Raw genomic sequence first — 6,081 nt, forward strand, 5'->3', positions numbered from 1 at the left:
GCTCGTGCAGCAGGGAAATGAAAGGCCGGCCGGGGCCCCGATCAGGTGGACGCGCGCTGCAGCAGGCGGGGCGCGATCCGCACCGATGGCGTGTCTTCGCCCGCGATCCGGCGCAACACCAGGTCCACCATGATTCTGGCGCCCTCGCGCAACTGCTGGTCGATCGTGGTGAGCGTGGGGGTGAGCTGCTCGCCCAGCGGCAGGCCGTCGTAGCCGATCACGCGCACGGCACCGGGCACGTCGTGGCCCAGTTCGGTCAGGGCCTTGATCATGCCGGCGGCGGTCACGTCGGCGCCGGCGACGATGCCATCGGGCATGTGGCCAAGGGAAAGAAGGTGCGCGGCAAGATCGCGATAGGCCGCATCGGGTTCGAAATGCGATGGCAGTTCCACCGGCTCGGGCAGGCCCGCCGCGGCCAATGCCGCGCGCACCCCGGCCAGGCGTTCGCCGAATTCGGCGCCCCGGTCCGGCCCGGCATAGGCCAGCTTGCGGCACCCTTGCGCCACGAGATGCTCGGCCGCGAGTTGCCCGCCCCGGAAATTGTCCGATCCCACCGCGCAATGCTTCTGGCCGGGCAACTGCCCGCCCCACACCACCATGGGGTGATATCGGCGCGCGACGCTTTCGATCACATGATATTGATCGGATTGGCCAATCACGATGATACCATCCACGCGGCCACTGCCGATGTAGCGATCGAGCCAGCGCTCGTCACTGGGCAGCACGCGCGAGAGCAGCAGGTCATAACCGCGATCGACCAGGGCATCGGCGAGGAAGCCGATCATGGTGTTGAAGAACGGGTCGGACAGGTGCTGCAACGCATCGTGGCCCATCGGCACCAGGACGCCCACGGTCATGGTGCGCTGCGTGCGCAAGTTGCGGGCAATGGCATTGGGTTGGTAACCCAGCTTTTCCGCCAGCACGGCAATGCGTTGCCGCGTTTCCTCGCTTACCCGGCCGGACCGGCTCAGTGCCCGCGATGCCGTTGCCGTGGAAACCCCTGCCAGTTCCGCAAATTCCTTGAGATTCATGCGTTCCGCTTCATGATCGTGGCGCAGCAGCCGGGGTCAGGCAAAGGCCCGGCGCAAAGCGTCGAACCGCGCCTGGATCAGCCGCCGCGAAGGGCCGGCATCGGGCACGACGCGGTCAAACCCGTGATAGGCTCCGGGGATCACCAGCAATTCGGTCGGGACACCGGCATCGGTCAAGCGCCGAGCATAAGTGATATCCTCGTCCACGAACAGATCGATACCACCCACCGCCACGAACGCCGGCGCCAGTCCACGCGGATCGGCCAGGCGCGCCGGGACGCCGGCGGCCGGAACCGCGCGCGATCCCGGCGTTACCCCAAGAAAACTGGCCCAGCCAAAGCGGTTGGCCTGCGCGTCCCAGCCCAGCTTGCCCACGCCCGGCGGCGGGGTAACGGTGCTGCCGGTGCGATCATCGAGCATGGGATAAGTCAGCACCTGCAGCACCAGCGGCACTTCGCCGTGATCGCGCGCAATGATCGCCAGCAGCGCGGCATGGCCGCCGCCCGCGCTTTCGCCCATCACCGCCAGGCGCCGCCGGTCCACGCCCAGCGTTTCGGCCTGGGCGTGCAGCCAGCGCAGCGCGGCATAGGTTTCGGCGGTGGACCGGGCAAAGCGCGCCTCGGGCGCCAGGGTGTATTCCACCGTCACGATCACGCAATCGAGCGTCCTGGCAAAGTCCTGCAGATAGCCGCGTTCCGCGCGCGCCGCGCCGGCCACGAAGCCGCCGCCATGGGTATGCAGGATCGCCGGCCTTGGCGCGCCCCCTGGCCGGGCACCGGCGTTGATGACGAAGACGGTCACATCGGGAATGCCGGCCCCCACCGGAACCTTGCGCTCTTCCACCGGCACGTCGGGACGCAGCGGCGCTGCCATCGTGGCGCTGCCCTGGCGCAGGATCGGCAGGCGGGCAGCCGTCAAAGGCGAAAGCTGGGCTCCCATCTTGAGCACGATATCCGCACCCGCGCGCAGCGCCGGGTCCACCCCAGCCAGCGGATCGGCCGCCCAGGCAGCAGGCCCGGCCAAGGCCACGCCCAGCCCCGCACCCACACTGGCTGCGCCGTGGCACAGGAATTTGCGTCGATCGATCATCGCTTGATTTTCCCTCACCCGATTGCGCCTTGGCGCACAATCATCTTGCACTGCCCTCGTGGCATGCCAAAAGCAATTGCGCAATCGGTTACGCATTCACAATCCGTCGGAGAGGTTCACCATGTCACGTATCCATGCCGTGCCGGCACTGCTGGCCGCCCTGTGCACGCTCGCAGCGCCGGCCACGGTTCGCGCCGCCACGCCGGCACCCACGCTCGATCTGATGTTTCGCGCCCATGTCCTGCTGGGCGAGCAACGCGACGTGGGGCAGACGCCGCGTGGTAGTCGCAGCCTGGTGCGCATCACCGGCGGCACGTTCGAAGGGCCGATGCTGCGCGGCACGGTCGTGCCTGGCGGGTGGGACTGGCAATTGCACGGCGCGGGGGGCTGCGCCGAACTCCATGCCGATTACATGCTCAAGGCCGCAGATGGCACCGTGTTCAACGTGGTCAACCACGGCAAGATGTGCCCCGCCCCCGATGGCACCCGCACGCCGATCTACAGCATGCCCACGTTCGAAGCGCCGCTTGGCCCCCTCACCTGGCTCAACGGCGGTGCCTATGTCGCGACGATCGAGGGTGGCACCGATCCGGCCCACCCTGCGGTCGACATCGCGTTCTACAAGGTGCGCTAGCCCCTCACCCCTTGGGCATCACGCAAGCCGGCGCGCCGCCCTTCCCCTTGGCCACCAGGGGATAGCGGCACAGCGGCCGGGTGCGGCCTGGCCAGGGTGTGGCGGGCCCGGCGCTGGCCTGCAACGCCTGGGGCGCCTGGCCCTGCTCCACCCAGCGCACCAGCGCGCGGAACGCGTCAAAGCGGTCGGTGGCCGGGCCGCCCGCGCAGTGCGCCATGCCCGGCACCGGGAAGACCCGCGCAAATCCGGCCGCCTGACCGCCGCTGTGGCGATCGAGCGCGCGCCACCACGCCAGCGTATCGTTCAGCGAAAACACCGGGTCAGAGGCGCCATGCGGCACGATCAGGCGGCCGCCTCGGGCACGGAACTGGTCAAGATTGGGCAGATGGGCGCCCACATCGGCCCAGGCCGATCGCGGCCAGCCCGGCGCGGTGGCGGTAATCGCGGCAGCGTCCTTGTCGGGCGAGAATGCCAGTTGTGCGGCCAGCATCGCGTCTGGCGCGGGCGGCACGGTGCCCGGCGGCGTGGCAAACAGCACCAGTCGCGACGGCGCCCCCAGCACGACGTTGAGCGGCGGCACACGCCCATCGGCGCTGCCCATCATCCAGATACGCCAACCCGGATCGAACCAGCCGCCATCCCAGCCAAAGCCAGGATAGATCTGGTGCCCCGCACTGTCCCGAACGCCATCGTGGATGGCCACCAGCGCATTCACCTGCGCGGCCGAAAGACCGGCCTGGCGCAGCTGCGGCACGACCAGCGCAGAGGTGCAACGCGCGCCATCGGCCACGATCCCGTCGCTGGCCCCATCCAATCCGTCGCACGCCGCCAGGATCGCCTGGCGCACCTTGGCCCCGGCTTCCACCGAAAAGCTGCCGGCCAGCGCAGCCACCGTGGGTGCCTGGCCCTGCGCTGTCAGCACACCGCCCAGCGCCTTGGTGTTCCACGCCTCGGCCAGGGCGGCGCGCGGCAGGGCAAAACCGGGCGCAGCGGCCACGATGCCGTTGTAAAGGTCGGGCTCCTGCTGGGCCAGAACCATGCCTTCCTGCCCGCCCTTGGAACAGCCATAGAAATAGCTGAAACGCGGCGCACGCCCATAATAGGCAGCAACGAGCGCCTTGGCCGCCAGCGTGACCGGCCGCAGCGAGGCGCCGCCATAGTCGGCCCGCGCCTGCGGATCGTGGGCAAAGGCCACCATGCCGCCGCGGGCCGGATCGGTGTTGGTGGCATTGTCGTGGCCCGAATCCTGCGCGAGCACGGCATAGCCCCGGCCCAGGGCAAAGGGCTGGCCCACGCCCACCTGGCCGATGGCGTCGCCCACGGTGCCGTTGGTGCCACCGCCGCCCTGCATGAGGAAGCGGCCGTTCCACTGCGCCGGCAGACGCAGGCGGAAGCGGATGGCATAGCTTTGCCCGTCTACCCCGCGCCGCTCGTGCATCAGGCCCTCGATCTCGCAATGGGCGGGCAGCGCCGCCTGGACCGGGGGTGCATCGGGCTGGCCAAGCAAGGGAACCGCGTATCCCGCCGCGCGCCAGGTGGCCGCCACAATCCGCGTGGTGGTATCGGGCCAGGCCACCCGGCCTGGCTGCGCCAAAGCCGCGCAAGCCTGGGCAGAAGGCACGGCGGCGCCGGTCTTGGCCAGTACCATGCCAGGCGCCAGCAGCGCGCCCGTTGCGATGCCGGCCAGCGCCATGCGGCGCATGCTTTTCGTCTTACAGGCCACGCAAATCCTCCATAAGGCCACGCCTCTCCCATCCGATCGTTACGATCCAGATAGCAATGCGGTATAACATTCGCGCAAACGATTGCAACCGCATGTGCGTGCCCAGCAAGGATAATCCGATCCGGCTGCGGCGCTCCCTTGGGGAAATCAGGCGCAGATTTCGCAGCGGTTGCGGCCACCGCGCTTGGCCGCATACATCGCCTGGTCCGCAGCGGCGAGCCATTCGTCCAGCATGGTGATGCCGCCGCTCAGTTCGGCAATGCCGAAACTGGCGGTGACGCGAAGCCGCTCGCCACCGGGCAGAGTCATGGTGTGCTGTTCCAGCGTGCGGCGGAACCGATCCACCGCCGCCCGCGCCGCGCCGGCGCTGGTTTCGGGCAGCAACACGGCAAATTCCTCGCCGCCCAGCCGGCCCAGCACATCGCCGTCGCGCTTGAGCTGCATGACCAGTTGCGCCACTTCGCGCAGCACGCAATCGCCGGCAATATGACCGTGCGTGTCGTTCACGGCCTTGAAATGGTCGATATCGGCCATGACCAGGCTGCAAGGACGGCCGTAGCGGTGGAAGCGGTCGATCTCCACGACGGCGCGCTCGGCAAAGGCGCGGCGGGTCAGGCAACCGGTCAGCGCATCGCGATCGGCAATCCGGCGCAGTTCCAGTTCCTTTTCGACGATGCGGGCCAGGTTGCACAGCATCGCCACTTCGGTGGGCGTGAACTGGCGCGGGCGATGGTCGATCGCACACAGCGCGCCAACGTTATAGCCTTCGGCCGTCCGGATCGGGATGCCGGCGTAACTGCGCACATTCGGCGGCCCATTGACCAGTGCATTGTTGGCAAAGCGCACGTCTTCCAACGCGTCCGCGATCAGGAACGGCTCGGTGTCCTCGATCGCGTGGGAGCAGAACGAGACGCTGCGCGGGGTTTCGCTGACGTCGAGCCCGACCCTGGCCTTGAACCACTGGCGATCGGCATCGATCAGCGAGACCGCTGCGATCGGCACATGCAATGCCGCGCGCACCAGTGCGACCACATCCTCGAACGCGCTCTCCGCCTCGGTATCGAGAATGTCGAGGCGATGCAGCGCGGCAATGCGCCCAGGTTCGTCCCCCAGCACCGTGCGAATAGGCTTCACGACAAGTCCCTCATGCGTTTCGATCCCCGTGCCGCCGGCGCCAGGGTCTGCAACAGGGCGAGATTCATTGCGCGCAAACCCTTCCCGATGTCTACCGCATCGACCTTGCCGAACCGTAGAACGGGCCTTCGGCATTCCTCGTGATCGGCGGTCGTTACGATGGCCATAGAACCTGGCCTGCCACAACACAATCGTGCCTTTACGGGGCGTTCCGGGCGGGCTCCGGCTAGGTCGTGAACGCATAAATGGCGCCCCCGAGGCGCCAAAATGGCGAACATATCGGGCCAAAGTGCCCTTGCGAAGGCTGGTAGCCTTTGCAAGGGCACTTTGGGCTGAAACGCAGTTCAGCGCAGCTAGATGGAAGCCATTTTGGCATCCCTTCGGGATTTGACCCAAAGGCCCCCTCGCAGCGTCGAAAGCACTTGAAATATGTAAGATATTCCTGCGCGCTTTCTCCTCGCGACGGGGCC

5 protein-coding genes are annotated in these 6,081 nt (G+C 67.8%); 1 reads left to right on the forward strand and 4 read right to left on the reverse strand.

Translation table 11 applies throughout. The features are described from left to right. Positions 1-41: 41 nt before the first annotated feature. Positions 42-1,031 (reverse strand): LacI family DNA-binding transcriptional regulator, encoded by a 990-nt coding sequence (locus FHT19_RS13005; RefSeq protein WP_169475447.1) that lies wholly within the window; start codon positions 1,029-1,031, stop codon positions 42-44. A gap of 36 nt (positions 1,032-1,067) precedes the next feature. Beyond that, positions 1,068-2,120 carry an alpha/beta hydrolase gene (locus FHT19_RS13010; RefSeq protein WP_169475448.1) on the reverse strand — a complete coding sequence of 351 codons (1,053 nt, stop codon included), beginning with the start codon at positions 2,118-2,120 and terminating at the stop codon, positions 1,068-1,070. A gap of 121 nt (positions 2,121-2,241) precedes the next feature. Here FHT19_RS13010 and FHT19_RS13015 point away from each other — a divergent pair, with 121 nt between their 5' ends. Then, a complete protein-coding gene (locus FHT19_RS13015) occupies positions 2,242-2,754 on the forward strand; it encodes a DUF3237 domain-containing protein (protein WP_169475449.1) in 513 nt (170 codons plus the stop codon). Positions 2,755-2,758: 4 nt separating this feature from the next. Here FHT19_RS13015 and FHT19_RS13020 read toward each other — a convergent pair whose 3' ends face one another. Together FHT19_RS13020 and FHT19_RS13025 are read right to left on the reverse strand one after the other, a co-directional pair. Continuing rightward, positions 2,759-4,477, reverse strand: a complete 1,719-nt coding sequence (locus FHT19_RS13020; RefSeq protein ID WP_169475450.1) for a tannase/feruloyl esterase family alpha/beta hydrolase — start codon at positions 4,475-4,477, stop codon at positions 2,759-2,761. 147 nt (positions 4,478-4,624) lie between these two features. Further along, the gene (locus FHT19_RS13025; protein WP_248290447.1) at positions 4,625-5,611 is read right to left on the reverse strand and encodes a sensor domain-containing diguanylate cyclase; all 987 of its coding nucleotides are present in this window, start codon (positions 5,609-5,611) and stop codon (positions 4,625-4,627) included. Positions 5,612-6,081 lie beyond the last annotated feature (470 nt).

The organism is Novosphingobium sp. SG919, from assembly GCF_012932495.1.
Classification (GTDB): domain Bacteria; phylum Pseudomonadota; class Alphaproteobacteria; order Sphingomonadales; family Sphingomonadaceae; genus Novosphingobium; species Novosphingobium rhizosphaerae.